The organism is Myxococcales bacterium (genome assembly GCA_022184915.1).
GTDB lineage: Bacteria > Myxococcota_A > Polyangia > Fen-1088 > Fen-1088 > JAGTJU01.
Map to the genome: position 1 here is coordinate 388,211 of JAGTJU010000001.1, position 25,523 is coordinate 413,733.

Below are 25,523 nucleotides of genomic sequence, written 5' to 3' on the forward strand. Positions count from 1 at the left end.
CACGACCGATGAAGCGGGGATCCGGGAATCCGGGTCCCCGTTTTTTTTGTGCGGCTGCGGACGGGGTCTCAGGTGCCCGTGGCCTGCACGGGCCGGGCGGGGAGACGTTCCGCCTGCAGGGCCATCGCAACCACCACCCTGTTGCGCCCTTGAGACTTCGCCGCGTACATGGCGCGATCCGCGCGGTCGATGAGATCCTGCGCGCTCTCGCTGGCGCCGCGGACGGCCAGTCCCAACGACGCGGTCACGGCCACCGGCTCTCCTTCGGCGTCGCCCACCACCATGGCGGCAACCTCGCCGCGCAGTCGCTCGGCTGCCGCGCGTGCGTTCTCGCCCTCCGTCGCGGCGAGCAGCACGATGAACTCTTCTCCTCCCCACCGCGCCACGAGATCCACGCGCCGGGCGTTGTGAGCGAGCAGTTTGCCCATGGCTGCCAGCACGTTGTCGCCGCTCGCATGCCCCCGCTGGTCGTTGATGTGCTTGAAGTGGTCGACGTCGAGCATGATGAGGCTCACCGGATAGCCGAGCCGCATCGAGCGCTCGAACTCCAGATCCAGCGACGACAAAAACGCACGACGGTTCATCAGGCCGGTGAGCGGATCCACCGTGGCCAGGCGCTGAGCCTCCTCGACCAGCGTCGCCATGCGCACGGGACCGGCGATCTCCCGGGCGATGACGCTGATGAGCTGCGTGTCCTTGGCATCGAGCGGGACCAGTGGCGCCAGCGCCAGGCGTCCCAGCACAGTATCCACGAAGCGCACCGGGACGACCTCTGGGGCCACGCCCACGGGATCGTTGAGCGCGTCCTCGTCCTCGATCAGAATGCACGGGGCCTCCGCGGGGATGCCGAGTGCCGCACGGGCCTCGGGCTCGGCGCTCTCTCGGCCGGCCGGGTGGGTATGGAGACCGAAGCGAAAAGGCTTCTCGGTCGACAGCACGAGCCACCTGTAGTTGACGATCTGGCACATGAACTGTGTAAACAGATCGAAGAGGCGGTCGAACGCACCGCAGAGGGACAGGGCGCGGATATCGGAAGCGATAACCGATTCGAAGAGGGCTGTGTCGAGGTGCGACGCGATCCGGTCTCGGATGTCCATGGTCTCGGTCGCCAGCTGACAAAAGAAACCATCTTCCGCCGCCGAGGACGTGATCGAGCGCGCCAGAGCGCGCACCAAGTCCCCCATGCGCCCCTTGACCACGTAGGCGCTGGCGCCCGCGCGCTCGGCCCAGAAGCGGTTGCGATGCGCCTCGGGCCCGCGGAGCACCACGGGGACGTGCTCGGTGGCAGGCTCCGCCTTGAGCAGCCGGCACAGCTGGACCCCGGAAATGCTGGGCATCCACAGATCGGCGATCACGGCGGCCGGGGGGCTCGAGAGCGCAGCGTGAGCGCCTTCGGCCGGGTTGGGGAAGGCGGTCACGGCAAAGCCTTGCATCTTCAGCCGCTCGGCCAGCACGTCCCGACTCTCTTCGACCGGGTCGATCAGGATGATGCTCGGTAAGGGCTTCACGTTTAGGGCCATCGGCTGACCCGGCTGCCGCATGAAGCCGGGATGTCGTCCGAACCCTGACCCCCGGCCCGCGTGCCCTTCTCTGTTGACGCCGTGCTGCCGGCGTGATTACTTACCGAACGGTAGGTAAAATCGGATGAGCCGCCCGACCTTTCTCATGACGCTCTGCTTTCTCGTTGCCGGAGAGGCCCCCTCGTGGGCGCAATCCACCCCTGAACCGGTGGAGCCCGCTGCGGCGGCCCGGTACGTCTGGCAGGCCGTCGCCCCCGAGGCGGGTGGCTTCAGTGTGGAGCAGGCCGTGGCCAGCGCGCAGCAAGCGGCCCCGTCGCTGGGTGCCGCCGACGCCGACGTGGAAGCCACGGTGGCGCGCAACCGGCAGACCCTGTCTCGCTACGTGCCACGGCTCGGCGCCCGGGCGTCCTATCTGCGCAAGAACCCTCTGACTTTCGATTTTTCGGGCGGCGCGGCCTCCGTGGGGGCGGCCAATCAAGGTACCCTCGGCGTGGGCGCCTGCCCTCCGGGCACCCCGGGCAGCTGCGTGGTCGACTCGAGCGGCGTTCCCGTGAACGCGCTCGTGCCGCCGCCGCTCGCCATCCCGGTCGACAACTACAGCTTGCAGCTGGATCTGAGCGTACCGTTCTCCGACTACGTGCTCGCCTTGAACCCCGCCGTACGCGCCGCGAGGGCCGACGAAACGGCTGCCCGTCTGCGCCGCGCGGCCGAGGCCGACAACGTGGCCGTCAATGCCCGCATCGCCTACTACGACTGGGCGCGGGCCCGGGCCCAGGTGGCGCTCGCGCAACGTTCCGTGGCCAGCGCCCAAGCCCGGCAGGCCGACGCACGGCTTGGTCTTGCGGCGGGCACGATCACGAAGGCGGATGCGCTTGGCATCGAGAATTTGGTCACCACGTCACGGGTGGCGCTGGCCCAGGCCGAAAGCTTCTTGCGTCTGGCGGGTCAAAACCTGCTCGTCACCACCCAGTGGAAGGGTGCGCTTGTGCCGGGGGAAGATCTCTCCTTGCCCACGCCTGCCGTCCACACGCTGGGGCGTCTCGAGGATCTCATCAAAAAAGCCCAGGAGGAGCGCCTCGAGATGCGGGCGCTCCGCACGTCGGCCGCCGCGGCCCACCACGCCGAGACCGGCGCGCTCTCAGGCTTGTTTCCGCGGGTGGACGGCGTGGCCAACGTGACCCACGCCAACCCGAACCAGGCCTTCTTTCCGCCAAGTCCCGTATGGAACACCAGCTGGTACGTGGGCGTCAACGTGAGCTGGCAGCTCGACCTGTTCCTCAACGCCCGCGCCCAGCGGCGCGAGCTCGACGCCACCACGAAGACGCTGCTGGCGCAGCATGAAGCCATGGCACGGGCCATCGAGATGGAAGTGCGGTCTGCCTGGGAAGAATGGCAACGCGCCGAGGCCTCCACGGAGCTTGCCGCCAGCGAGATCGCGGCAACCCTGGCCATGTACGAGCAGCGAACGGCTCTGTTTCGCGGTGGCGAGGCCACGAGCACCGACGTCACCGAGGCCGAGGTGCAAAGACAGAACGCCGCCTTGCGGCTGGTCAATGCCGCCATCGACAAGCGCATTGCTCTGGCGCGCCTCCGACGTGCCGCCGCGCTCGACGCGCGTCAGGAGTGATCGGCCCGCATGGCGATGATCCCGAACGAGCTGCGTGAACGGATTCGCGAAGAGGCAACGCGCCTGTTCGCGATCCGTGGCTTCGCCGGCACGCACATGAGCGACGTGGCCGAGGCCTGCCAATGCACCAAACCGGGGCTCTACTATCACTTCTCGAGTAAAGAAGCCCTTTTTCGAGACGTGGTGGAGACGCACGCAGGCCGGATCACCTCCCTCATGGAGAGCACCGTCAAAGGGGAGGGCAGCGTGCGGGCGTGCCTTCACGCCGGCGTCGAGGGCATGATTGATTACTGCATGCGTGCGCCTCTCGTGATGCGGCTCATGCAACGGATGGAGCTTTCGTCTGAAGACACGGCGCCCGTGCTCGAGGCGTGCGCCGCGCGCGAGGCTCATTTGCACATGCTGGCCGGGCTCGTGGCGCGAGGCATCGGCAGCGGCGAGCTGCGCGCCAGCTTACACGCGCTCGACGGCGCCATGCTCATCGCGGGCGCGATTCACTTTCAACTCGAACAATCGATCGCCTCCGGCCAGTGGGACCGGGCGCGTATCCACCGCACCATCGACCTGGTCCTCGACGGGATTGCCACATGAACACACCGACGAACAAGCCATCCGTCTCCCTCATCGCGCGTCCGCGCATCCTTTCCTCCTGGGCTTTGGCGGGCAGCCTGATGTTGGGGGCCTGCAGCAAGGGCCCGCCTCCCCCCTCGGGTGCACCGGCGGGGGCCACGCCGAAAAAAGCCCCCGCCGCATCGGCTGCGCGTGTGGAGGTGGCGGTGTTGGAGGGCAGCACCACCACGCACCGGCTGGTTCGTCCCGGTGAGGTCATCGGGGCCCGCGACGCCCGGCTTGCGGCCGCGCTCGGCGGCTACGTCGAGCAGGTCATGGTGTCATCGGGGCAAAAGGTGCAGCAAAACCAGATCATCGCACGGGTGGACGCCACCACCCACGCGGCCCAGCTCGACCTGGCCAAGGTCGAACTCGACGAATCCGAGCGAGAGCTGGCGCGCATTCAGCAGATGGGCCAAGCCGTGGCCCAGGCGCGCATCGACGGGGCCACGGCGCGTGTGGCCCGGGCGCGGGCGCAGCACCGCATGGCGCTGACGCAGGTCTCTCGCACCACGATCCGGGCGCCTTTCGCGGGGGTGCTCGTCAACCTCGAGATCGAAAAAGGTGAGGTGACGGCCCCTGGGCAGCCGATAGGCACGCTGGTGATGCTGGATCCCGTGCGCGTCTCCGTATCGGTGAGCGATCAAGACATCGGCACCTTGTCCAAAGGCACGCGGGCCCTGGTCTCCACGACGGGCTCGGCCGAGCCCATCGAAGGCAAAGTCGTCCTCATCGAGCCGGTGGCCGAACGCAACACCCGCACGTTCAAGGTCGAAGCGGAACTCCCGAATCCCAATCAGCAACTGCTTCCGGGTATGATTGCCCAGGTCGAGTTCGTGCGCGGCGGCGACGCGGGAAAGCTCCTGCTGCCGCAGGACATGCTGGTCACGCGGCTGGATGACAACGGGGTGTTTGTCGTCGGCGAGGACAACGTCGCCCGCTGGCGCCCGCTCACGCTCGGGGCCGTGCGCGGCGACCAAGTCGAGATCACGGGGGGCATCGAACGCGGCGCTCGCGTCGTCAGCACGGGGCACCGGTCCCTTGCCGATGGAGATCCTGTCATCGTGGCTCGCGAAGGGGTGTGTTGCGCGGACGGTCGCGTGCGCCATGCGATCGTCACGAAGGCCGTGGCCCGCGAACCTGCGGGCAGTCAGGGGGGGGTGCGATGATCGCCGGGCTTGTCCGTCGCTCGGCGTCGGTGCTGCTGGTCGCGTTCTGCGTGCTCCTCGGCGGCACCTTCACCTACTACGATTTGCCTCGCGAAGCGGCCCCGGACGTCGAAGTTCCGTTCGTCATGGTGACCACGCCTTACGTGGGCGTCAGTCCTTCGGACATCGAGACCCTCATCACGAAGCCGCTCGAAACCGAGCTCGCAGGCCTCAAAAAGCTCAAGAAGCTGAGCTCTGTGTCGGCCGAAGGGCTTAGCCTCATTTACGTCGAGTTCGAGACGGGCATCGTCATTGAAGACGCCCTGCAACGGGTCCGCGATCGTGTGAACAGGGCCCGCCCGGATCTACCCGACGACGCCTCGGAGACGGAGGTGAACGAGATCTCCTTCGCCGACCTTCCGATTCTGATCGTCACGCTGGCGGGCGGGGACGAGGTGCAGCTCAAAGAACTGGGCGAGGACCTGTCCGATCGCGTCGAGCGTGTGCCGGGCGTACTGTCTGCAGATCTCACGGGTGGGAGGAAGCGCCAGATCCGCATCCAGGTCGACCCCGTTCGACTCGAGCACTACGGACTTTCGCTCGACGACGTCATCATGGCCGTCCGGGATGAGAATGTGAACATCCCAGGCGGCAACATCGCGGTGGGTGATTCCCGATTCCTGCTGCGCGTGCCGGGTGAATTCCAGAGCCCCGACGAGATCGAGGCCATCGCGATCAAGCGCAGGGGAGAGCGAAGTGTGATCGTGCGCGACGTGGCTCAGGTCGTCGATGACTTCGAGGACCGCGAGACCTACGCCCGCCTCAACGGCGAGCCGGCGGTGTCTTTGGCGGTCGCGAAACGAACGGGCGCGAACATCGAAGAGATTGCCAACGCCGTGAAGGCTCTCACGGCAGACGCTGCGAAATCATGGCCGCAGGGGGTCACGTATCACGTGCTCGGCGACCAGAGCAAGATGGTGGCTGACATGGTTGCCGATCTCGAGAATGGCATCATCACGGCGCTCATCCTGGTCGTGGGCGTTTTGATGTTCTTCATGGGCGTGCGCAATAGCCTGTTCGTGGCGGTCTCGATTCCTCTGTCGTTCCTGCTCGGCATCCTGGTGCTTTACCTGGTGGGCATCACGCTCAACATGGTGGTGCTGTTCTCTCTCATCCTGGTGTTGGGCATGCTGGTCGACAACGCCATCGTGATCGTGGAGAACGTGTATCGCCACGCCGAGGAGGGAAAACCCCTGCGGCAGGCCGCCATCGAGGGCACACGAGAAGTGGCGATCGCCGTGGCCGCCTCGACCGCCACGACGGTCGCGGTCTTCTTGCCGCTCATCTTTTGGACGGGTCTCATGGGCCAGTTTATGGGTTACATGCCCAAGACCGTCGTTACCGTTCTGGTGGCGTCGTTGGTGGTCTCCCTGACCGTGCTCCCCGTGCTCACCGCGAAGTTGATGAAAGTCAAACAGGCGGCAAGGCCAGAGGCTGCGGGCTCGCGCTCGGGCCGCATGATGAGTCTTTACAGGGACATCTTGGCAGCCTCGATCAACCACAGATATTGGGCGCTGACTTCGGGCCTCGTTCTGCTGGTCGTCTCGTTCATGGCCTACGGTGCCCTCAACCACGGCACCGAGTTCTTCCCGGAAGCCGAGCCCAACCGTGCCGTGGTCTCGGTCACGGCCCCCGACGGGACCGATGTGGAAGCGACCGATGCCATCGTCCGCCAGGTAGAGGCCATTCTCGCGGAGCAGCAAAACGTCGACGTTTACGTCGCAGAGGTGGGCGTCTCGGGGGACGCGAACGATCCCATGTCAGGCTCGTCGTCCACCCCCAACGCAGCTCGCATCACGGTGGACTTTCTGCCCGGCGAGGCCAGTGCGCGTGGTGAGGACAAGCTGCGTATCGAGAGCACCACCGCCACCATCGAGCGCATCCGCCAAGCTCTCGCGGCCATTCCTGGCGCCGAGATCAAGATCGAGAAGGAGCGCATGGGGCCGCCCGTGGGCACGCCCATCTCGGTGGAGGTGAGCGGCGACGATTTCCACGCGGTGGGTGCCTACGCCGCGACTGTGCGCAAGCAGCTCTCCGAGATCCCTGGGGTGGCCAAGTTGACGGACAACTATCGGGTCGGCCGCCCCGAGCTGCGCTTGCGCATCGATCGCGAAGCCGCGCGGCGGGTGGGGGCCAGTACGCGGGCCGTCGCGGGCAGCCTGCGAACGGCCATCGCTGGCGCGGAGGCAAGCGATCTGCGGGGCCTCGATGACGACGTCGACATCCTGGTCGAGGTCGCCCCTCGCTTCAAGAACGACCTTCAGGCGCTGCTCGCGATGCGCATTCCGGGCCGTATCGACACCAGCCCCGAGACCTTCGCCGTCCCGCTGTCGGCGATCGCTCGCCACGAACTGGCAGGCGGCAGCGGTCCCATCATGCGCATCGATCAGAAGCGCGTGGTGACGATCTCGGGCGACGTGGTCGAAGGCGCAAACCAGAACGAAGTGCAGGGCCTCGTGGGCGCCTGGATCGCGCAGGCCAAGGTGCCACCCCAGTTCGAGGTGCGCCTCGGGGGAGCCAACGATGAGCAGAAGAACGCCACGGAGTTTCTCCTCAAGGCCTTCGTCATCGGTGTCTTCTTGATCGCGCTCGTGCTGGTCACGCAGTTCAACCGCTTCGATCTGCCGATGATCATCTTGATGTCGGTGGTCCTTTCCCTGGCGGGCGTTCTTTGGGGACTCATCATCACGGGCACGCCTTTCGGCATCATCATGACCGGCATCGGTGTGATCTCGCTGGCGGGCGTGGTGGTGAACAATGCCATCGTGCTCCTCGACTACGTCGAACAGCTCCGCGCCCGTGGCGTGCCGATGAAGGACGCGCTGATGGAGGCGGGCACCGCGCGCTTTCGGCCCGTGGTCCTGACGGCGCTCACCACTGTCCTTGGCCTGGTGCCCATGGCCCTTGGCATCTCGATCGACTTTTCCAAGCTCGCGATCACGTCGGGGTCTCAGTCCACGCAGTTCTGGGCCGCCATGGCGGTGGCGGTCATTTTTGGCCTGGCCTTCGCCACCGTGCTGACGCTGGTCATGGTTCCCACCATGTATTCGATCGCAGAGGACCTGCGGCGGCGCGGGCGTCGGCTGCTGCGGCTTTCCCCGGGGGATGACGAAGCTGGGGCGCCCCACGCCCAGGTCCAGTAACCGGGGGGCGGCCCGGGTGCCATAAACCTTGACCGCCCGGCCGTGCCTCCGCCTATAGTTCCCGCATGATCGAGGTGCGAGGCCTGACCAAACACTACGGCGCGCGCGCCGCGGTGAAGGGCGTGGACCTCGAGGTCCTGCCGGGGCAGATCCTCGGACTCCTCGGGCCCAATGGGGCCGGTAAAACCACAACCATCTCGGTCATTGCGGGCGTGTTTCCTCCAACCCATGGCCAGGTCATCATCGCCGGTCACGACGTCGTCAAGGACGGGCGGCTCGCCCGCTCGCAGCTGGGGTACGTACCCCAAGAACTCGCGCTCTACGACGAGCTCAGCGCGGTGGAGAACCTGGCTTTTTTCGCCAGCGTTCAAGGGGTTCCGCGCAGCCTGCGGGCGGCGCGCGTTCAGGAAGCCCTGGCGCTCTGTGGGCTGGCCGAGCGCGCACACGATCGCGTCTTCACCTTTTCAGGCGGGATGAAACGAAGGTTGAACATCGCGGCTGCTTTGCTTCATGCCCCCAAGGCCGTCATTCTCGACGAACCGACGGTGGGCGTCGACCCGCAAAGCCGGGCTCACATCTTCGACCAGGTGCGCCGCTTGCGCGACGAGCGGCAGTTGGCTGTGCTTTACACGAGTCACTACATGGAGGAAGTGCAGGCCCTGTGCGATCAGGTCGCGATCCTCGACGGCGGACGCCTCGTGGCGAAGGGAACCCCCGAGGGGCTCGTGCGGGAGCACGCCGGGGATGCCTTCGTGGACCTGACCGTCGAAGGAGAGCTGCGCGCGCTCGAAGGCGCTTTGTCGCCCTTCGGCGCGGTGAGGCGGCGAGACCGTACGTACCGCATCGAGACAGGGGCGGTCGCGGCCGTGGTCGCCGCCGTCGAGCGGGCAGGCGGCCGGGTGCGTACCCTCCACGCCGGGGCACGCGACCTGGAAAGCGTGTTTCTGTCGCTCACGGGCCACGAACTTCGAGATTGAACGATGCTGACGGCGACGGTGAAGAAAGAGGCTTTGCTGCTCTGGCGGGACCGAGGCGCCCTGGCAAGCCTCTTTCTGCTGCCTCTGGCGTTCATGACCTTTATGGGCTTCATCTTCCGCGGTACCGACGCCAGCGCGCCCCGCAAGCTGGTCGTGGTGGATGACGGGGCTGCGACGACGGAGGCTTTTGTGGGGGCCCTCGAAACCACGGGCGCCTTTGCCCTCGCCAAGGCCCCCGAGGCGCGTGCGCGCGCGCTCGTCAAGACGGGCCAAGCCGACGCGGCTCTTCTCGTGCCCGCCGAAGAAGCGGAAGACGCGCAGAGCCCTTATCGCCTGCTGATGGACGGGGGCACACCTCTCGCCGTGCGTGCGTCCGTCCAGGCGATCGTGAGCGCGGTCGTGGCGCGTATGGCCGCAGAGCCTGCGTGCCGCACGCCGCCCGAAAACCTGCCCCTTCGGGTGGAAGACGTGCGGGGTGCCGGAGCCCCCCTGCGCAACGCCGACGGGTTTCAGGTGTCGGTACCTGGAAACGTCGTCCTCTTTGGTTTCTTCATCGCCGTCACGCTGGGGATCTCCTTCATCGAGGAGCGCAAGAGCGGCACCTGGCGCCGCCTGCTCGCGGCCCCCGTCCACCCGGGGGCTCACCTGCTAGGCAAGATGCTCACCTATCTGCTCATCGGCATTTTGCAGATGGTCTTCCTCTTCGCCGTGGGCCGGGGCGTGCTGGGCATGCGCCTGGCGGGAAGCGCGTTCGCGATGGCGCTGGTTTGCTTGGCTGTGGTGCTGTGCGCGGTGTGTTTGGGTCTCTTCGTCGCTTCGGTCGGGCGTTCGGCCCGCACGGTGGGGGCCTTGACCTCGGTGGTGTTGCTCGTGCTCGGCATGCTCGGCGGCGCAATGATTCCGCGCGCGCTCATGCCCGAAAGCGTGCGTGCGCTCGGGCTGTTTACGCCTCACGGATGGGCCCTCGATGCCCTACAAATGCTCGTGCTCGTTCCCGGCAGCGGCCTTGCGGACGTGGCGCGGCCGCTGCTCGTGCTCCTGGCCTTCTCGGTGGGCTTTGCGCTGCTCGGCTGGTGGCGTTTCCCGTTGCGGGACGGTTAGCCGGGGGGGAGCCCGCCTCTGCGCCACGCTCCGGCATGCGCCCGCTCAGCGCCGTCGGCGGCCGTCCGCGGTCGTGCGGAGTGGTTGTGCGAGTGGACGGCGCGTGAGAACTGGCCGAAAATGAGGGGAGGAAGGAACCTGGTAGCTTCAGCCGTACCCAGGGCGCCTCTCACGACAACCCGCATGAATCCGAACGCGCCTTCGCCTTGTCTCCTCCGGTGCGGCTCATGAGTGGCGACACCGCGGGCTCCCCCCTGCTCACACTCCTGCGTCAAGCCACGTCCGCCTGGCACGGGCGGGTCGAGGCCCATCCGCTCATGGAGGCCTTCGCGCGAGGCCAGCCGGGCCGGGGCGACTATGCCGCTTATCTCGCGGGGTTGTTGCCCGTGTACCGTGCCCTCGAGGCGGGGCTCGAGGCGCTCGCCGACGCGTCGCCGCTCACGGCCCTGCGCGTTCCCGCGCTCTACCGCAGCCGGGCGATCGAGGCTGATCTGGCCACTCTTGGCGTACCCCCCTCGGCCGCGTGGACCTCACGGCTCTCGGCCCGCATCGAGGCCTGGGCGCGTGAGGCGCCGCATTGCCTGGCCGCGCCGGCTTACGTTCGGTACCTGGGCGACTTGAGCGGCGGGCGTGTTCTTCGGGCACGCTTCGCCTCGGCCCTCGACGTCCCCGCCGCATCGCTTGCGTTCTTTGATTTCGGCGACGGGCAGGCGGCTTTGCGGGCCACCTGGCTTGCCACGCTCGCGTCACTACGCCTCGAACGCGCGCACACGGAGCAGGTCGCGGCGGCCGCGGTGCTGTGTTTTTCCGACCACGAACCCCTTTTCGACGAGATGGTGGCCGCGGCGCGTGCGGCTGTCTTTCGCGTGGCCTGAACAGACGAAAGCGGGCAGCGAGTCGCCCGTCAGCCCGCCGCCTGCTCACCGCCCGCGCGCGATGTATGCGGACCCGTTTCCAGGCGGTGGCGGACCAGGGACACGTGCTCGCGCAGAACATAAAGCTGATCGGCGAAGGACAGCGGCGTTTTGACCTCGTTGACGGCGTCCTCGATCTCGTCGATGCGAACCAGCAGCTTGCGCCTTTCCTCGACGCCAGGCTTTGCCAACAGCTCCTGCTCGATCGCCATGAGGGCTCCGTACCAGCGGTAAATGCGCGAGCGCACCCTCCAGCGGTAGAGCGCGGGCAAGGCGCGGGTGGCGGGCACGATCACCACGAGCAAGGGAACCAGCAGCACGAGCAAACGATCGATGAGGCTCGCCAGCCAAAATGGCAGGCTCTTGTAGAGCAGCTTGCCCCCGGTTTTGTAGTAGCGCTCGGCGTCTTCACTGAGAGGAAAGTCATGCGCAACGGGGGAGGGGTACTCGCCCGCGTTGCGGAACACGCTGGCGGGTCCGTGGATCTCGCGGGCGGCGCTGATGAGCATGTCCGAAAGCGCCGGGTGCAACTCGGGTCGGGCGATGAGCTCGACCGTGGGGCCGATGAGTTCGTAGTCCTGAGGCGGATCGTTGCCGGCGAGATCCAGCGCACCCTCGGGCAGCTGGAGGTGCGTCAAATAGCGGAGGCGGCGGACGTAGCCTTTGGACTGACGAAAATTCATCAGCTCGATCTCCGGTGCCGCCCGGAGCTTTCGAAAGATCTCGCGCGTGGCCGTGTCGCTCGTCAGGAAGGCGGCATCGAGGTCACCTGCCAGAAGCGCAGCGGCAGCCTCTGCCCCTGCAAGAGGCACCAGCTGAGGAGTCGCCGTGTCCATCCCGTTGGCAGCCAGCAACTTCAACGCGAGGGCGCGTGTCCCGCTGCCCTCGAGCCCGATGGCGATGCGTTTGCCGGCTAGCTGCGTGAGCCGCTGGATCTCGCTGGGGTTCGGTAAGCGGTGGTACACCATCAGCGGCTGTGGGAACAGGCTGCCCAGCGACACGAGGCCCTTGGTGTCCTCCTCGTCCTGCAGGAGCCCGCTTTGCACGAAGCCCACGTCCACGTCGACGCGACGATCAGCGAGCTTGTCCAGGTTTTCGTCGGCCCCCCGGGAGGGCAAGATCTCGACGGTGATGCCGTGTCTCTCGATGAGCGCCTTGTAGCGCTCGGCGTGCTTCCTGTAATTGCTGCCTTCCGGACCGCTCAGCAGGCGGATCCGGTTCGGTGGCGCGGGCCGCACGAACTCCACCGCCACCCAGATGGCGAGGGCGGCGACCACAGCCACGGGCAGCCCCACGATGAAGAGGTCGCGCCACGACACACGCACGAATTTGGGGTCGCGGCGAGGAAAAGGCAGGGAGGGGCGGGCACGTCGTTTCATGGGCGGGCGTAGTCTACATCGAGCGGGGCGCCACTTCGGGGCGTCGTCGTGCGGGCACCGTGCAGACCGCTTTCGATGACATGTGATAGCCAAAAGCTATCTAACTCATACAAAGCTTGTGTTGGTGAACTCAGAAAAGCGGGCGCATCTTGAGACACATCAGGTGGCCACGAGGGCCGCCGTCACAGGAGGAAGCGCACATGTTGACCGTTGGAGACAAGTTTCCCGAGTTCGAACTGAAAGCCGTGGTGAGCCTGGAAGCCGGGCAGGAGTGGAAGACCGTCCGCTCCACCGACGACCCCGGACTGTGGAAAGTGGTGTTCTTCTGGCCCAAGGATTTCACCTTTGTGTGTCCCACCGAAATCGCCGCCTTCGGTCGCCATAACCAGGACTTCCTCGACCGTGAGGCCCAGGTGCTCGGGGCAAGCGTCGACAGCGAGTTCGTGCATCTGGCCTGGCGCAAAAGCCATCGGGACCTCAAGGATTTGCCCTTCCCCATGCTGGCGGACATCAAACGCGAGCTGTCCACCGCGCTGGGAATCCTGCACAAAGGCGAGGGCGTCGCGATGCGTGCGACCTACATCGTCGACCCGGAGGGCGTGATTCGTTTCGTGTCGGTCACGGACCTGAACGTCGGCCGGAACGTCGACGAGGTGCTGCGGGTGCTCGACGCCTTGCAAACGGACGAGCTGTGCCCCTGCAACTGGAAAAAAGGCGAAAAGACGCTGGAGGTCGGGTGATCATGAACCTCGAAGAGCTGCGCAACCAAATCCCTGAACCCGCACGGGACATCAAGCTGAACCTTCAGTCCGTGCTGGCGCAATCGGTGCTGAGCCCCGCGCAGACATGGGGCGTGGCCGTGGCGGCCGCCGTGGCCACGCGCAACCCCGCGCTGCGGGCGGCCATCGTCAGCGAGGCGCGCAAGCACGTGACCGAGGCGGTGATCGACGACGCCCTGGCGGCCGCGGCCTTGATGGCGATGAACAACGTGTACTACCGCTTCCGTCACCTGGTGGAAAACCCCAGCTACGGCACCAAGCCCGCGCGGCTCCGCATGAACCGCATGGTCAAGCCGCTCGGTGACAAGGTGGATTTCGAGCTGTTTTCGTGCGCGGTGAGCGCGCTCAACGGCTGCGGCACCTGCATGCATGCCCACGAGCGCGTCGTGGTCGGAGGGGGGCTCACCGAAGAACACGTACACGACGCCGTTCGCATCGCCGCCACGCTTGCGGCAGCGGCGGTGGCGCTCGAGATGCGCGCGGAGCTGGCGCCGGGCGTGGGGGAAGCGGCGTGAACGAGACAGCGGGGCGGCCTGGCAAGACCCTCTGCCAGGCCGCCGGGCGCATCCGCTCTACAGCGCCCCCACCAGCTGCTTGAACTCATCGAGCAAAGCGCGGTTGGCGCAGTAGCAGCGTCGGGGCCCGTCGATCTCTCCCTTGATGAGCCCGCAGGCCTTGAGAACGCGCAGGTGTTCCGAAACCGTCGAAGCGGCAAGCGGCAGCTGCCCTGCGAGCTCGCCCGCCACGCATACGTTCTTGGCCAGGAGCACGCCCAGAATGTGTACCCGTGCGGGGTGTGCCAGGGCCCGGCATAGCTCCGAAAGCCGTTGCTCGTCCGGGGGACGCAAGGCCGGTACACGGGCGTTTGTGTCAGCTTCGCAACATTCGGAGGGGCAACAGGCCCCGGTCTGGTCGTTCATGGGTATTTCGTCTAAGTACGAAATACCGACGGCCCGGGTCAAGCGGTGCCGGAAAAAGGAACCATGCTTCGCCTCGATGACATTTTCACACCTCTCGCCCTCGCGGGCGCGCTGACCTTCGTGTGCGCCGTGCCGCCCGGCGCGCTCGCTGCACCCAATGCCGCGCCCGCCGCAGCCAAAGCCGCTCCCACGGCCCTCTTCCCGGCGCTGGCCCGCTACGCCGACTCGCTTCCCGCTGGCTTCGATGCTCTGCCAGCCGACCGGAAAAAGCAGCTCGACAAGCTCGCGCTCTACATCAAGTCAAGGCGCAGCGCCGGCGAGCCCGCGCGTCTTGTCTACATTTGCACCCACAACTCGCGCCGAAGCCACATGGGGCAGCTCTTCGCCAGCCTGGCAGCCGCGTACTACGGCATCGAAGGGGTCGAGACCTTCTCGGGTGGCACCGAGGTCACCGCCTTCAATCCGCGCGCCGTGGCGGCGCTCTCACGAGCCGGCTTCGTGATCACCCCGTCCGGGTCCGACAACCCTCGTTACCGTGTCGCGTTTTCCGCCGGCCGTCCCGCGGTGGTGGCCTTCTCGAAGGTCTACGACGATCCCGCGAATCCCAAGCGTGATTTTGCGGCAATCATGACCTGCTCTCATGCCGACAAAACCTGTCCGATGGTGGCTGGCGCCAGCCTCCGTGCGCCTCTTCACTACGAAGATCCGAAGGTTTCGGATGGCACGCCCGAAGAGGCGGCCGTCTACGACGGGCGGGCACGTCAGATCGCCACGGAGGCTTTCTACTTGTTTTCCCGGCTCCGGAGCTGAAGGAGGTCAATGTGGCTTCATCCTGGCTTGCCCACGCAAACGAATGGCTCGGCCACGAGCTTGCGGGCTCCCAAGGCCTGACCAGCTTTCTGTTGCTGCTGGTGGGCGGCGTCCTGGCGAGCTTGCTTCCCTGCGTGTATCCGCTCTACCCGGTCACCGCGGCCATTTTGGGCCGGCGGGTCGGTCGTCTCGGCCGCTGGGAGCATCCGGCGATCTACTACGCAGGCCTGGCGACGACGTACCTCTCGTTCGGGGTCATCGCGTCGCTGACGGGCGGCAGCTTCAACGAGGTCTTGCGTTGGCCTCTCGTAAACCTCGGGATCGGAGCGCTTTTCATCGTGCTGGCCCTGGCCACGATCGGTTGGCTTCCCTTTCCCGAGGTGGGTCACCGCCTTCGCTCCGGCAGAGGCGGGGGGCGGCTGGGTACCTTCGGCATGGGGGCGGGAGCAGGACTGGTGTCGAGCGCGTGCGTGGGGCCCGTGGTGGTCAGCATCCTCATCTCCCTCGCGGCCCACACGAGCCAGGTCTCCGTGGGAGCGACCCTTCTGGCCGCCGGTAAAATGATGCTCTTTGGAATGGGCGTGGGACTTCCCTTGCTTCTCATCGGGGGCTTCGGGCTGGTCTTGCCGAAGGGAGGCGCCTGGATGTCCCGGGTCCAGCAACTCTTCGGGCTGCTCATCGTTTGGTTCGGCGGGGGGTACCTTCGCAAGGGCCTGACGGGCCTCGGCTTCTCGGATGTGGCCGGCGGATCCCTGCTCGCAGGCGCCCTGCTCGTGGCCGGCGCGGTGTGGCTGGGGCAAGAGCCGGAGCGCACCGTCGCCGAACGCACCAAACGATCCCTACTTACGGTCGCCGGTGTCAGCGGGTTTTTGCTGATGGGCCACACGGTTTTGGCTTCGGCGTTGCCTCCTGCCGCGTGGCCCGGGCCCGCCGCCGGAGCCGTGGCCTCCGCGCCCGCGGTGGAGACCCACGGCAACCTCACCTGGCACTTGGACAAGGACGCCGCCTACGCTGACGCGGCTTCGCGAGGGAAGCCGGTGTTCATCGACTTTCACGGGGACTGGTGCACCAACTGCAAGGCCTTCGCCGAAAAGACGCTGGCGGATGCCGAACTCAACGCCGCCCTGGCAAACGTGGTGCTTCTCAAGGTTCAGGATGGCACGTCGCTCTTTTCCTCGTTCGCGGCCGATCCTCGGTTCCCCGAGCTGAAGGTGGGCCTGCCTTTCTTCGTCATCACAGACCCGCTGGGCTCCCTGCTCTACAAGACCAGCGACTTCACGAAGACCTCCGAAATGACGCTTTTCCTCACCGACTGATCGACTGAAGCGGCTGCGCCGCTGCGGCCAGGTCTAAACCGCGTAGAACCGGCGCAAGATGGTCTGTTCGACTTCGCCCCGCTTGCGGGCCGGCACGGGTACGCGCAAGAGCAAGTTCACGTGCTCGGGCGCCACGGCTTGTACCAGCACGTCCGGGTGGGGGAAGTTGAGCGGAAGTCCATGCTTGGCGGCTGTAGCGTCGAGCGCGCGGGCGGCGTCGTCGGCGAAGGGTTCACACACCTCGTTGGCGATCGACAGAAGACGATCGCGATGTTTCGGCAGCTCGCCCGCCGACTTCAAGGGCACGGCCACCACGTGCACCACGAAGTTGTCCGTCAGCGTTTCGTTGTAGACCCGGGCTGCAAGAAACACGCTGTTCGGCAGCACCACCGTGCGCCCCGTGGGTTGATGCCCCGGGCCGATCTCCAGGATCGTGGTCGTCAGCAGCTGGTGATCGATCACGTCGCCCCGGAGGCCATCCACTTCGATGCGGTCGCCCACGTCGAAGGTGGCCCCGCTGGCGCGCACCAGCGCGCCCGACATGCACATGATCAATTCCTTCGTGGCGATCACCACGGCCGCTGCGATCGCCACCAGAGAAAGCGCCAGGGTTCTGAGCTCGTCGGCCCAGATCACCGTGAGCCCAAGGACTGCGATGCCCAGCGCCACCCACCGGGTACGCGCCTTGAGGCGCAGGGGATCCGCCAACGGGCGCTCTTTGAAGTGCACCAGCGAGCGTATGGTCAGCGCGCGGCCTGCCACGACCGCCAAGAGCAGGACCGCCGAGGAGACCAGATTGCGAAGGATGTCGCGTTCGGTCCAAAAGCCGTGGAGAAAATCAGGCAGCTGCAAGGTCACCCACCCTGTTTATGGCAAAGCTTCTGCGGTTTTCGAGCCGTGCCTGGCCCGCGCGTGCGTCGTCATCGCTCTTCCATATCGCTTTTCGTGTTCCCCCCGCCGCCTCGATATAATGAAGGCTTCCATGAGCCCGTCCTCCGATAGCGACCGCCGCGCCCTCAACCGTGTCGAGGTGTACGCCCAGGCCACGTTCCGCGGTGCGGAGGTGCAAATCATGGACGTGCGCAATCTCTCGAGCGGAGGCGTCTATCTGGTGGGCACGCCCGACGCGTACCCCGAGTTCATACCGGGCCGCGAATTCGAACTGGTGATCTTCGGCACCGAAGACGGCGCGGGCGATGAGGAAGACTTCAACATCCAGTGTCGGGGTCGGGTCATCCGGGTGGATCCCGGCTGGCCCGGAAAGCGCCCCCCGGGGTTTGGCGTGACGCTCGAACCCCTCGATCAGGACCACCGGGACCGCTTGGCGAACCTGCTCCTGCGTGCCTCGGCTTACCGGCCCGGCGCCCGGTCCGACTGAGCGCCCACGCCGGCGCGCTGTTGGCGCAGCGTGTGAAGGAAAATTTGCTCCGCCTCGAGCGAGGGGGTACTCCGAGAAGGTGTTTCGCATGTTCCGCATCGTGTTTGTTCTGGGAACGCTCGCGGCCATGGTTTGGTTCGGGACCCAGGTGAAGCTCGGCGACCTCACCCTCTACGAGCACCTCATGGCGATCGTCAACAGCGAGCCCTCGAGGAACCTGGTCGAAGGCACGAAAGGTAAGTTCACCGAAGGTGTCTCGGAGGTGGGAAAGCTGATCGGCGACAAGACGTCCACGTCGACGAGCGACGACCCCAAAGGTTCGAGCAAGCCGGACAAGTCGGGCGACAAACGAGGCGCCCGTGCGTTGGCAGCAGGCGAAGACAGGCCCTCGGACGACGTGCCCGAGGCCGATCGCAAAGCCCTGCGGAAGCTCATCGAGTCCCGGCCGTGAGCCGCGGGCGTGCGTGCCCGGCTCTCCTGTCTCTCCTGGGCGTCCTGGGCACGCTGCCTGCCACGTCCTGGGCACGCCCTCCGGGGGAGCCGCTCTGGCAGGAAGGACGTGGCGCCGGCCGGCCGCCTCTGGCGGCGCTGGTCGAGCGTTGCCGCGCCGCCGTGGTGCAGATTCGCGGCCAGCTGACGGGCCGGGCGGGGCGTGGCTCCGGGGCTCAAATGTCCGTGGGTACGGGGTTCGTGATCTCCTCCGCGGGCCATGTGGTGACGAATGAGCACGTGGTGCGAGAGGCCGACGATCTCCGGGTGCGTCTTCACGACGGGCGTGAGTTGTCTGCGTGTGTGGTGGGGGTGGACGGTCCCACCGACATCGCTTTACTGAAGGTGTCCCCCCCGCGGCCCCTGCCTGTGTTGCCCCTGGGTGACTCCACCCAGGTGAAGGCCGGCGACGACGTCTTCGTGATCGGCAATCCTTTCGGCTTCGACCACAGTGTGACCGCCGGGATCTTGTCGGCCAAGGATCGGATCGTGGACCGCTTTGCGCCGCCCGAGCCCGCGGCCGGCGCCTCCTACGCGTTCTACCTGCAAACCGATGCGGCCATCAACATGGGCAACTCCGGCGGGCCGCTGCTCTCCCGCGGAGGTGTGGTGATCGGTGTGGCTTCGGCGTTTTGGGGGGGCACGCAGCCTGCCCAAGGCATCGGCTTCGCCATCCCCATCGACGTGGTGAAGCGGCTCTTGCCGCAGCTGGCGGCGGTAGGACGCGCCGTGCGCTCGTGGCTGGGTGTCGACGTGCAGGCCCTGGATCCTCCGCTTGCCGAAGCCTTCGGGCTTACCAGCACCCAGGGTGCCTTGCTCGCTTCCGTCCAGGCCCAAAGCCCGGCCGCCCTTGCGGGCCTGCGCGCCGGCGACGTCGTGGTGAGCTGGGGGGGGCACCCTCTGACGGGTGTGGAGGACTTCAAGATCTACGCTCAGCTCACCCCTCCCGGGCAGCGGGTCGTGGTGAACGTGCGCCGGAGCGGCCGGGCCCACACGGTGACGCTGGCCACCGTGGCGGCGGCCAGTCCTCCGCTCGCGCCGCACCCGGCGTCCTGCCAAGAGGGCGGACCCGTGCAGCAGCCGCCCTTGGGCCTCGACGTTCAGGTCGCCCGGGGCAAAACGCCCGGACTGCTGGTGCGCACCGTGCCTGCCGGGGTGGCGCGCGATGCGGGCCTGCTGCCCGGAGACGTCATCGTGCAGGTCGGCGCCAAGCCGGTGGCCAGCCTCGGGGCGTTGGCCGAAGCCCTCGCGCCCGCGCACGCTCCCCACGCCGTGCTGGTGCGCCGGGAGCAAGGCAGTTTCTGGGTCGCCCTGGCCCCCCACGCCCCGGCGCCCCCACCGCCCTGAGCGACAGGTGCTATAGACCGAAAGCCATGGAAGAGAAGGTATACCGACAGCTCGTCGACCAGGCGTTCGCGCGGATCGACGCCGCCTTCGAGGACGCCGACCCTGATCTGGCGGAGAGTGCTTTGTCTCAGGGCACGCTCACCGTTACGTTCAACAACCGCCTGCGCCTCATCATCTCGCCGCAGACGCCGGTCCGGCAGATCTGGGTGGCCTTTCGGGACCGTGCATGGCACCTCGACCACCAAGCCGACACGGGAAGCTGGGTGGACGATCGCGGCCAGGGCGTCGAGCTCTATCGGCTGGTCGAGCAGCTCGCGCACGAACAGGCGGGGCTGCAGATCCGGGTCTGAGGCGGGCCCTTCAGCGGACCACCACGGCGCCGGCCCGGTAGACGAGGCGGCTCACGGAGGGAAGGGGCGTGCGGGCCGGCCGCAGGCGGCCTCGGCGACCGATGCCCTCGGGCTCGAGCGCGACCACGCGCACCATGGGGCGGGCGTGGAGCGCTGCGGCCGCACTGCGGGCATCCTGCGAGGCTGCCAACACCCGCACGGTCCCGGTCTCCCGGGCCTGGCGGGTGCCTTTGCCGTCGCTGGCCAGCGCTTGCTTCATGCAAGGCATCGTGAAGCGCCCGTATCTGCGGTCAAATTTTCGATCACGAAATGTCGCGCCGGCCTTCCCGTACCGCCCGAATTGGCCTCGGCGCCCGTTTCGGCCTTATACTCGCAAGGCGTGTCGGGCATGCTTTACGACGTTTTCGTGGTGGGGTCGAAAGACCCTTCGCCCGTGGCGCAGATGCATCTGGCGGCCGACCTGGCCAAGCACTTCCAGGCGCCCGTGGCCGGCGTCGCGCAGGCGATCTCGTCACGAAACCTCCGGGCCGGCAAAGCGCTCGACGAGGCGCAGGCCCGGGTGCTGTCCCAGCAGCTCGCCAGCATGGGCGCCATCACCGAATTGCGGCCCACCGTGCCGGGCCCGCGAACCCGCGTCCCCACGCAGACACAGGTCAACCGCGGCACATCCACCAGCGAGCCCAGCATACCCACCCTGTCCACTTTGGCTTCCGTTCCGGGGACGGACCTCGTGGGGCGGGACCCCTTTTCCAGCAGCACCGCGATTCCTGCGGTTCCCACGCTGGCAGCACCCCACGGCCACGCGCCTCACACCCAAAGCGGCCCCCACACCCTGGGCGCCGCCACCTCCGTGGCGTCACGCATGTCCAGCACCGGCGCCCGCAGTCCTTTCGCCGCACCCGACGAGACGGCCCCCCGGCTGGAGCTCGCTCGGCCCACGGCGAACCGCACGACCGCGGACACGAGCGACGTGATCCCCCGCGTGCGCACCTCGCTGCCTGGCAGCTCGGGGCTCGACCACATGCGCCTGGCCGCCGACAGCACCGCTTCAGGCCTCGAGGCTGTCGGCGAGACCGCCAAAACGCACATGCTCCGCTGCCCAAAGCACGGGCTCTACTACGACCAGCGGAGCGCCTCGGGGTGCCGCAAATGCCTTGAACCTGCCAAGCAGATGGCGCGCAGGATCGAGCGCACCGCCTTGGGCTTCCGCCTGCTCGCGCTGCGGGACAATCCCGCCAAACGGGCAGGGTGGGGCCTCACACTGGCCCTCGTCGTTGGATTTTTGCCAGCGGCTTGGCACGCCATGGCGTTCGGCCGCTCCGACGTGCTCAACCTGAGGGCCCAGCAGGCGGTGCTTTCGCAAAAGGTGGGTACCGAGTCCGTCATCGCGCAGTATAAAACCCTCGATGAGCGGGTTCATGAGAGCCACTCGAAGCATCGGCGGAACAGCGCCGTCATTTGGGTCATCGTGGCCAGCGGCGCTTTTGCGGCCTGGTACCGCGTGACCTGAGGCGCAGGAGACACTCATGTCCGAATCGGGATCCAGTTTCGGGGGGCGCCGGGACCTGCGCGACGTGGGCGGCACGTCGGGAGGGCTCGGCGAGTTCTTCCTGGGCGTGGCGATGGCGGTGGCCGGGGGGTATTTGCTCACCAATCAAGTGGTGGTGCACACGTCGTATTGGCGCTTCGGGGGCCTCGCGAATAGCTTTGGGCTTTCTCTGGTACCACTGCTTCTGGGTGTAGGCCTGCTGTTCTGGAACGGCAAGTCGAAGCTGGGATGGCTGCTCACCGTGGGGGGCGCCGTGATCATCTTGTCGGGCATCCTGATGAATATGGACATCTACTTTCGCCCCACCCTCGCTGTTCAACACGCTCCTCATGCTCGTGCTGTTGGCGGGGGGGCTCGGCCTGGTGTTTCGCAGCTTGAGACCCCCATCGACGGTCGTGAGAATCGCTCGCTATTTCGTCCTGGAACTCTGCGTCCTGGCCGTGTCGATCGGCGGCGTGTGGTTGAGCATGGGGCGCTTCGCCTCGGCGCTTGCGGCCCGTTCGGGCGCCGGGCGCCCGGCGCTGGCCGCGTTGTCCCCGCGGGCGAGCTTTTCTTTGCCACAGACCGAGCTGGCCGAAGAGGCGGCCGGCACCTTCCTCGGCATGTCGGACGAGCTTCTGCTCGCGCGCATCCGCAGCCAACCCATCGTGCGCGCGAAGGTGAACAAGGGCGGCTCGTCGCTTTCGTTTCGCCTCGATTTCGCCGACGGATCCCGTGCGGCCTTCAAACCTGCCCAAACCAACTTGCAGACCATTCCGCGCAAGGAAGTAGCGGCCTACCGGCTCAACCGCCTCCTGGGTCTCAACGCCGTGCCTCCCGCCGCCCCACGGGCGGTGAGCCGCGAAGACCTGCTGGCGCACCTCAACGAAGAGAGCCTCGGCCAAGTCCCGCGCATTCAAGCCGAAACGATCTTCCAATCGACCGGCGTCACCCTGGGGGCGGTCTCGTACTGGGTTCCGGCCATCAAGGACTCGATGCTGGACGGTCCCGAGGCCGTGCGCGAGAGTTTGCGTTGGCTCACGCAAGGCGAGCCCATTCCTCCTGAAAAGGCGAGACTGGCGGCGCAGATCTCCGATCTCGTAGTCTTCGACTTTCTTACCTCGAACCCGGATCGTTACTCCGGCGGCAACATGTTGATGTCGCCCGACGGCGAAAAGCTCTACTTCATGGACAACACGTTGGCCTTCTTCGTGAGTTCCGACGCCAAGGAGACGAACCGGAAGATGCTCGCGGTAACGCAACGTTTCTCTCGTCGCCTCTACAAAGCCTTGCCGCGGGTCTTCGAGGCCAGCTTGCGTGGTGCCTTCGAAGCGGAGCCGGGCGTCTCGGCCTCCACCGTGCTCACCGACGCCGAGCTCGGGGCCGTGGTGGCCCGGCGTCGCCACGTGCAGCGCCACATCGATGGGCTCATCGAGCAGTTCGGCGCCGAGGCGGTCCTCTGTTTTCCGTGACGCAGCGTGCTCATGGATGCGCCTTGTGAACCCAGGGCACCCTGCTACCTTTGGTGACTTCCAATGACCGCCGCCCCTCTCGACGCATCCGAAACGGCTCCTGTCCCGGCCGAAGCGGGACGTCGTACCGTGCACTTCGTGTCCCTGGGTTGCCCAAAGAACCGGGTCGATACGGAAGTGATGCTGGGGCACACCACCAACGCTGGCTACGAGCTGGTGGCGGAGCCCGACGCCGCAGACGTGATCGTCGTGAACACCTGCGGCTTCATCGGGGAAGCCAAGCAAGAGTCCGTCGATGCCATCTTGGAGATGGCGAAGTACAAAGAAGCGGGACGCTGTCAGCGACTCGTCGTGACGGGCTGTCTGTCCCAGCGCTACCCCAAGGAGCTGGCCGACGAGATGCCCGAGGTGGATCACTTCCTCGGCACCGATGAAGTGGACCAGATCACGCACGCGCTCTCGGCCCACGAACGCCGCGTCCAGGTGGTGGAGACCCCCCGTTTTCTCTACGACGACCTGGCACCGCGCAAGCCTTCGATGGCCACGCATACCGCCTATGTGAAGATCGCCGAGGGCTGTGATCGTCCCTGCGCCTTCTGCATCATCCCCAAACTGCGCGGGCCTCAACGCAGCCGCACACCGGAATCGGTGGTGCGGGAGGTCGAGGCGCTCGCGGCGGCGGGAACGAAGGAGATCTGTCTGGTAGCGCAGGATCTCACCACCTACGGTCGCGATCTACCCGACGGCAAGTTGGACGACGGGCCGCGTTTGGCCTCGTTGCTGCGCCAGCTCGCCCAGATCGAAGGCCTGCGGTGGATCCGCCTTCATTACGCCTACCCCACGGCCGTCACCGACGAGCTGCTCGACGTCATCGCGTCCGAGCCTCGCGTGGCCAAGTACCTCGACGTGCCCCTTCAGCACGTCGACGACGCCGTGCTCAAGTCGATGCGGCGAGGACACACCTCGAAGCAAGTTTATGACCTGGTCGAGCGCGTACGCCGCAAGGTCCCTGACATCACGTTGCGCACCACCTTCATCGTGGGCCACCCCGGGGAGACCGACGAGGCCTTCGACAAGCTGCATGCCTTCGTCAAAGACGCCAACCTCGATCGGGTGGGGGTGTTCCCGTACTCGAAAGAGGAGGGCACCGTCGCGGCGCTTCTGCCGCTGCGCGTGCTGAAGAAGGACGCCGATGGCCGGCGCCGCAAGCTGATGCGTCTGCAGCGGGAGATCTCCAAGCGCAAGATGGCCGCCTTCAAAGGCCGCATCATCGAGGTCCTCGTGGAAGGGCCTTCCGATGAATCCGAGTACCTGCTCAAGGGCCGTCACGAAGGGCAGGCGCCCGAGATCGACGGTCAGGTGTTCCTGACGCTTGAAGACTACGAGCCCCGCGTGGGCGAGCTCGTGCGGGCCGAGGTCACGGGCAGCGCCGAATACGATCTGGCCGCCAAGGTGATCGGCCCCGCCTGACGAAACGCGGGAACGCCCGCCGGTGTCGCGTCCCTTCCCTTTCGCGGGGGGCGGCGTTGGTATGAGTCAGCTTGCGAGCTCAATCATGCGCAACATGGCCTGGGCGGCGCCCCCACGCACGTCCTCGGGCACGGTGATCCGCTTGCTCTCGGGCTCGTCGCGAAGGGTCTCGTACACCGCTTCCAGGTCCGTAGCCTTCATGTACTGGCAAAGCCGGCAAGGCTTGTAGAACTGCTTTTCGGGGTGCTCGAGCTCCATGCGCACCACGAGCCCACACTCGGTAAGGATCGCGTACTTGTTCACGTCAGGGTTGCTCTCGACGAACTTCGCCATCTGCGACGTGGAAAGCACGTGGTCGGCGGCCTTCTGCAGCTCAGGGCGCACCTCCCCGTGCACGATGACAGTGGTGCCGGGATCCTGCTGACGAATGCGCTCGATGTCGTCACAGGTCATCTGATGGTGCACGTGGCAGGCCCCCTCCCAGGCAAACACGTTGCCCGAGAGGCCCTGGCGCTCGCCCTCCTCGATGAGAGGCTTGACCCTCTCCCAGTATTCGTGCGGCTTGAAGGTATGCGGCTCCGGAGGCGGAAGGTACATCCGGTTGGTCTTGAGCGCGACCTGGTAGGCCAGATTTTGGTCTGGCACGAAGAGGATGTCGGGTGTGCCCAGCCGCTCGGCGATCTTGGCGGCGTTCGAGCTCGTGCAGCAGGTATCCGAAATCGCCTTGACGTCGGCGTAGGTGTTTACGTACGTCATCGTCGCGAAAGACCGCCCCATGGACTTCAAGAACTCCTGGCGCTCTTGCACGTCCGCCGTGTCCACCTCCGCGAGCGAGCACAGGGCCTGCAGGTTCGGCAAGTACACGGGCCGCTCGGGTGCCAGCGTGTAGCAGCCCTCGGCCATGAACTTGACCCCGCAGAACACCACGAGGCGGGCGTCGAGATCACGCGCGCGGACCGCCAGCTCGAAAGAATCCCCCACGTAGTCGGCCACCGCCTGAACCTCGGGGACCTGGTAGTTATGGGCCGGAATGAACGCCCGCTTTTCGCGTTTGAGCCGCGCGATCTCGTCCCACAGGAACTGAACGCGGGCCGCCGCGTCGGGTTCAACGTTTCCAGACCGAACCAGTTTGTCGAGGGTGACGAGGGACATGGGCGCCATCTTTGTGGCTATGGCATAGCGCGAA

The 25,523-nt window shown here is 66.5% G+C and carries 24 protein-coding genes; 18 read left to right on the forward strand and 6 right to left on the reverse strand.

The window, feature by feature from the left end; translation table 11 throughout:
• Positions 1-68: 68 nt before the first annotated feature.
• Complete coding sequence (locus KA712_01720) at positions 69-1,508, reverse strand: diguanylate cyclase (protein ID MCG5051655.1); 1,440 nt, start codon at positions 1,506-1,508, stop codon at positions 69-71.
• Between the two features lie 136 nt (positions 1,509-1,644).
• On the opposite strand from KA712_01720, the gene KA712_01725 reads away from it, so the two are divergent.
• The 7 genes from KA712_01725 (at position 1,645) to KA712_01755 (ending at position 11,060) form a co-directional block, all read left to right on the forward strand.
• Positions 1,645-3,147, forward strand: coding sequence for a TolC family protein (locus KA712_01725; protein MCG5051656.1), 1,503 nt, complete (start codon positions 1,645-1,647; stop codon positions 3,145-3,147).
• A gap of 9 nt (positions 3,148-3,156) precedes the next feature.
• Positions 3,157-3,738, forward strand: coding sequence for a TetR/AcrR family transcriptional regulator (locus tag KA712_01730; GenBank protein MCG5051657.1), 582 nt, complete (start codon positions 3,157-3,159; stop codon positions 3,736-3,738).
• A complete protein-coding gene (locus KA712_01735; protein ID MCG5051658.1) occupies positions 3,735-4,925 on the forward strand; it encodes an efflux RND transporter periplasmic adaptor subunit in 1,191 nt (396 codons plus the stop codon). The genes KA712_01730 and KA712_01735 overlap by 4 nt, the downstream gene beginning before the upstream one ends.
• A complete protein-coding gene (locus KA712_01740) occupies positions 4,922-8,107 on the forward strand; it encodes an efflux RND transporter permease subunit (GenBank protein MCG5051659.1) in 3,186 nt (1,061 codons plus the stop codon). The genes KA712_01735 and KA712_01740 overlap by 4 nt, the downstream gene beginning before the upstream one ends.
• A 65-nt stretch (positions 8,108-8,172) precedes the next feature.
• Positions 8,173-9,084 carry an ABC transporter ATP-binding protein gene (locus KA712_01745; protein ID MCG5051660.1) on the forward strand — a complete coding sequence of 304 codons (912 nt, stop codon included), beginning with the start codon at positions 8,173-8,175 and terminating at the stop codon, positions 9,082-9,084.
• Between the two features lie 3 nt (positions 9,085-9,087).
• The gene (locus tag KA712_01750; GenBank protein ID MCG5051661.1) at positions 9,088-10,185 is read left to right on the forward strand and encodes an ABC transporter permease; all 1,098 of its coding nucleotides are present in this window, start codon (positions 9,088-9,090) and stop codon (positions 10,183-10,185) included.
• 227 nt (positions 10,186-10,412) lie between these two features.
• Positions 10,413-11,060, forward strand: a complete 648-nt coding sequence (locus tag KA712_01755; protein ID MCG5051662.1) for a biliverdin-producing heme oxygenase — start codon at positions 10,413-10,415, stop codon at positions 11,058-11,060.
• A 29-nt stretch (positions 11,061-11,089) separates the two neighbouring features.
• On the opposite strand, the gene KA712_01760 is transcribed toward KA712_01755, so the two are convergent.
• Entirely contained in the window at positions 11,090-12,478 is a 1,389-nt protein-coding gene (locus KA712_01760; protein ID MCG5051663.1) for an ABC transporter substrate-binding protein, read from the reverse strand.
• A 200-nt stretch (positions 12,479-12,678) separates the two neighbouring features.
• Here KA712_01760 and KA712_01765 point away from each other — a divergent pair, with 200 nt between their 5' ends.
• The gene (locus KA712_01765; GenBank protein MCG5051664.1) at positions 12,679-13,218 is read left to right on the forward strand and encodes a peroxiredoxin; all 540 of its coding nucleotides are present in this window, start codon (positions 12,679-12,681) and stop codon (positions 13,216-13,218) included.
• A complete protein-coding gene (locus KA712_01770) occupies positions 13,218-13,772 on the forward strand; it encodes a carboxymuconolactone decarboxylase family protein (GenBank protein ID MCG5051665.1) in 555 nt (184 codons plus the stop codon). Before KA712_01765 ends, KA712_01770 begins: the two co-directional genes overlap by 1 nt.
• Positions 13,773-13,829: 57 nt before the next feature.
• Here KA712_01770 and KA712_01775 read toward each other — a convergent pair whose 3' ends face one another.
• Positions 13,830-14,177, reverse strand: a complete 348-nt coding sequence (locus tag KA712_01775) for a metalloregulator ArsR/SmtB family transcription factor (protein MCG5051666.1) — start codon at positions 14,175-14,177, stop codon at positions 13,830-13,832.
• A 63-nt stretch (positions 14,178-14,240) separates the two neighbouring features.
• On the opposite strand from KA712_01775, the gene KA712_01780 reads away from it, so the two are divergent.
• Positions 14,241-14,987, forward strand: coding sequence for a hypothetical protein (locus KA712_01780; GenBank protein MCG5051667.1), 747 nt, complete (start codon positions 14,241-14,243; stop codon positions 14,985-14,987).
• Positions 14,988-14,998: 11 nt separating this feature from the next.
• Complete coding sequence (locus KA712_01785; protein ID MCG5051668.1) at positions 14,999-16,303, forward strand: thioredoxin family protein; 1,305 nt, start codon at positions 14,999-15,001, stop codon at positions 16,301-16,303.
• A gap of 33 nt (positions 16,304-16,336) precedes the next feature.
• Here the strand turns inward: KA712_01785 and KA712_01790 are convergent, their stop codons facing one another.
• Complete coding sequence (locus KA712_01790) at positions 16,337-17,155, reverse strand: mechanosensitive ion channel family protein (protein MCG5051669.1); 819 nt, start codon at positions 17,153-17,155, stop codon at positions 16,337-16,339.
• Positions 17,156-17,285: 130 nt separating this feature from the next.
• Between KA712_01790 and KA712_01795 the strand changes: the two genes are divergently transcribed.
• The 4 genes from KA712_01795 to cyaY all read left to right on the forward strand — a co-directional run bounded on the left by KA712_01795 (position 17,286) and on the right by cyaY (position 19,867).
• Positions 17,286-17,681 carry a PilZ domain-containing protein gene (locus KA712_01795; GenBank protein ID MCG5051670.1) on the forward strand — a complete coding sequence of 132 codons (396 nt, stop codon included), beginning with the start codon at positions 17,286-17,288 and terminating at the stop codon, positions 17,679-17,681.
• A gap of 88 nt (positions 17,682-17,769) precedes the next feature.
• Positions 17,770-18,132, forward strand: coding sequence for a hypothetical protein (locus KA712_01800; GenBank protein ID MCG5051671.1), 363 nt, complete (start codon positions 17,770-17,772; stop codon positions 18,130-18,132).
• Positions 18,129-19,517: a trypsin-like peptidase domain-containing protein gene (locus KA712_01805; GenBank protein MCG5051672.1), complete on the forward strand. Its 1,389-nt coding sequence runs from the start codon at positions 18,129-18,131 to the stop codon at positions 19,515-19,517. Before KA712_01800 ends, KA712_01805 begins: the two co-directional genes overlap by 4 nt.
• A 26-nt stretch (positions 19,518-19,543) precedes the next feature.
• A complete protein-coding gene (gene cyaY / locus KA712_01810; protein MCG5051673.1) occupies positions 19,544-19,867 on the forward strand; it encodes an iron donor protein CyaY in 324 nt (107 codons plus the stop codon).
• Between the two features lie 10 nt (positions 19,868-19,877).
• Here cyaY and KA712_01815 read toward each other — a convergent pair whose 3' ends face one another.
• Positions 19,878-20,126: a hypothetical protein gene (locus KA712_01815; protein MCG5051674.1), complete on the reverse strand. Its 249-nt coding sequence runs from the start codon at positions 20,124-20,126 to the stop codon at positions 19,878-19,880.
• 129 nt (positions 20,127-20,255) lie between these two features.
• Here KA712_01815 and KA712_01820 point away from each other — a divergent pair, with 129 nt between their 5' ends.
• From KA712_01820 to rimO, 3 genes are all read left to right on the forward strand, one after another.
• Positions 20,256-21,377 carry a hypothetical protein gene (locus KA712_01820; GenBank protein MCG5051675.1) on the forward strand — a complete coding sequence of 374 codons (1,122 nt, stop codon included), beginning with the start codon at positions 20,256-20,258 and terminating at the stop codon, positions 21,375-21,377.
• Positions 21,378-21,745: 368 nt separating this feature from the next.
• Entirely contained in the window at positions 21,746-22,867 is a 1,122-nt protein-coding gene (locus tag KA712_01825; protein ID MCG5051676.1) for a hypothetical protein, read from the forward strand.
• A gap of 63 nt (positions 22,868-22,930) precedes the next feature.
• Positions 22,931-24,337, forward strand: coding sequence for a 30S ribosomal protein S12 methylthiotransferase RimO (gene rimO / locus KA712_01830; GenBank protein MCG5051677.1), 1,407 nt, complete (start codon positions 22,931-22,933; stop codon positions 24,335-24,337).
• A 66-nt stretch (positions 24,338-24,403) separates the two neighbouring features.
• Here the strand turns inward: rimO and nadA are convergent, their stop codons facing one another.
• Positions 24,404-25,489: a quinolinate synthase gene (gene nadA, locus KA712_01835; protein ID MCG5051678.1), complete on the reverse strand. Its 1,086-nt coding sequence runs from the start codon at positions 25,487-25,489 to the stop codon at positions 24,404-24,406.
• Positions 25,490-25,523 lie beyond the last annotated feature (34 nt).

Bases quoted from the DNA above. Each gene is read 5' to 3' on its own strand.
- KA712_01725 (MCG5051656.1), top strand. From the start codon at position 1,645: ATGAGCCGCCCGACCTTTCTCATGACGCTCTGCTTTCTCGTTGCCGGA.
- KA712_01730 (MCG5051657.1), top strand. From the start codon at position 3,157: ATGGCGATGATCCCGAACGAGCTGCGTGAACGGATTCGCGAAGAGGCA.
- KA712_01735 (MCG5051658.1), top strand. From the start codon at position 3,735: ATGAACACACCGACGAACAAGCCATCCGTCTCCCTCATCGCGCGTCCG.
- KA712_01740 (MCG5051659.1), top strand. From the start codon at position 4,922: ATGATCGCCGGGCTTGTCCGTCGCTCGGCGTCGGTGCTGCTGGTCGCG.
- KA712_01745 (MCG5051660.1), top strand. From the start codon at position 8,173: ATGATCGAGGTGCGAGGCCTGACCAAACACTACGGCGCGCGCGCCGCG.
- KA712_01750 (MCG5051661.1), top strand. From the start codon at position 9,088: ATGCTGACGGCGACGGTGAAGAAAGAGGCTTTGCTGCTCTGGCGGGAC.
- KA712_01755 (MCG5051662.1), top strand. From the start codon at position 10,413: ATGAGTGGCGACACCGCGGGCTCCCCCCTGCTCACACTCCTGCGTCAA.
- KA712_01760 (MCG5051663.1), bottom strand. From the start codon at position 12,478: ATGAAACGACGTGCCCGCCCCTCCCTGCCTTTTCCTCGCCGCGACCCC.
- KA712_01765 (MCG5051664.1), top strand. From the start codon at position 12,679: ATGTTGACCGTTGGAGACAAGTTTCCCGAGTTCGAACTGAAAGCCGTG.
- KA712_01775 (MCG5051666.1), bottom strand. From the start codon at position 14,177: ATGAACGACCAGACCGGGGCCTGTTGCCCCTCCGAATGTTGCGAAGCT.
- KA712_01780 (MCG5051667.1), top strand. From the start codon at position 14,241: ATGCTTCGCCTCGATGACATTTTCACACCTCTCGCCCTCGCGGGCGCG.
- KA712_01795 (MCG5051670.1), top strand. From the start codon at position 17,286: ATGAGCCCGTCCTCCGATAGCGACCGCCGCGCCCTCAACCGTGTCGAG.
- KA712_01800 (MCG5051671.1), top strand. From the start codon at position 17,770: ATGTTCCGCATCGTGTTTGTTCTGGGAACGCTCGCGGCCATGGTTTGG.
- cyaY (MCG5051673.1), top strand. From the start codon at position 19,544: ATGGAAGAGAAGGTATACCGACAGCTCGTCGACCAGGCGTTCGCGCGG.
- KA712_01815 (MCG5051674.1), bottom strand. From the start codon at position 20,126: ATGAAGCAAGCGCTGGCCAGCGACGGCAAAGGCACCCGCCAGGCCCGG.
- KA712_01820 (MCG5051675.1), top strand. From the start codon at position 20,256: ATGCTTTACGACGTTTTCGTGGTGGGGTCGAAAGACCCTTCGCCCGTG.
- KA712_01825 (MCG5051676.1), top strand. From the start codon at position 21,746: ATGCTCGTGCTGTTGGCGGGGGGGCTCGGCCTGGTGTTTCGCAGCTTG.
- rimO (MCG5051677.1), top strand. From the start codon at position 22,931: ATGACCGCCGCCCCTCTCGACGCATCCGAAACGGCTCCTGTCCCGGCC.
- nadA (MCG5051678.1), bottom strand. From the start codon at position 25,489: ATGTCCCTCGTCACCCTCGACAAACTGGTTCGGTCTGGAAACGTTGAA.